The sequence below is a fragment of the Butyrivibrio sp. WCD2001 genome (assembly GCF_000424485.1).
Lineage (GTDB): Bacteria > Bacillota > Clostridia > Lachnospirales > Lachnospiraceae > Butyrivibrio.
Genome location: NZ_AUJZ01000058.1, coordinates 1 through 1,169 on the forward strand (window position 1 = coordinate 1; position 1,169 = coordinate 1,169).

The window sequence follows — 1,169 nt, forward strand, 5'->3', positions numbered from 1 at the left end:
CATATGAGTCTCCCGGTAACAGGATCAACAGAAGCAGATCCATAGGCACGTTTATCGTCTCCATAATCAAGATATGTTACATCTGTGAGCCTCACTTCGTTTGGTCTGTGAAGCCTGAATCTTCGCATTATAAGATTAGCCTTTCGGTTCCTTTCGATAAGCTCTTTCATGGCCTTTCTGTTCCTGCTCGGATGTCGTATGTTTGTCCTTATACCGTATTTATTCATAAGTCTGCGAATGCGATACATACTGAAATACTGCCCAGTAACTCTTGGCATCAGCATATATATCTGACGTATACCTTTTTCAAAGTTCTTATAATCTATAACACTCCTAATAGCAGCTATGTCTTCTACATCCTGTGCAGCTTTTCTTATGCTTCCCATCCCATAATTCTCGTCATTTAAAAGTGCATAGAATCGACTCTTTGATATTTTCATTATTTCGAGGATCTTTTTACATGAATAGTATCCCCACGGATCCCGTGGCAGTTGAGATATCCATCTACAAACCCTTCTTTGATCATCGCGTTTCATCTGCCCGAATACCTTACCTATCCCATAAAGTCCTTCCTTCATTGCCTTATGCATTTCCAGGGCACGCCTCCGCTGTATTACCAGGATGCTTTCATCTGCTGCAAAATCTGTGGTCTTGGTAGGTTCCCACATTTTCATGGCGGAATTTATCCTCATCCGACTTTCTTCATTTACCTGTTCTTCTTCAATTCCATAGATTTCAAAGACCTTTGACAGAGACACGGGCATAATACAGGCTTCATTATAGAAAGCATCGGTCAAATATACATTGCCACGGTTAACAAACTTAACATATGGATGCTCAATAAGGCTTACAGAATCTATATACTCATTACGCATCACCTTATGACCACTTTCTGATAAAAAGTGTTCTGCGGCAAGCTCTGAAGCAAACTCATTAGATAGTTTGCGAATCCTGGTACATCCTACATCCAGCGGGTCAAGCCCGACACAGCGCATCCCCTCCTCCACAGATATAGTCGGATACATTTTCTTTAAATGTTCCCTAAATTCAGGGACAATGCTAAGTCCCCGTCCTGTATTTGTCCTGAAAAAAAATCCTGAAATTACCAGCGGATTAGTTTCTGTGAACTCAGGATCTATTTCAGGTAAATACTGCTTTTGAAAGGGATA

At 40.9% G+C, this 1,169-nt stretch carries 1 protein-coding gene; it reads right to left on the minus strand.

Going from position 1 to position 1,169, the window contains the following annotated elements:
* The coding region (locus G630_RS23940; protein ID WP_026499372.1) for a hypothetical protein at positions 1–1,169 on the minus strand (1,169 nt) is incomplete at both ends.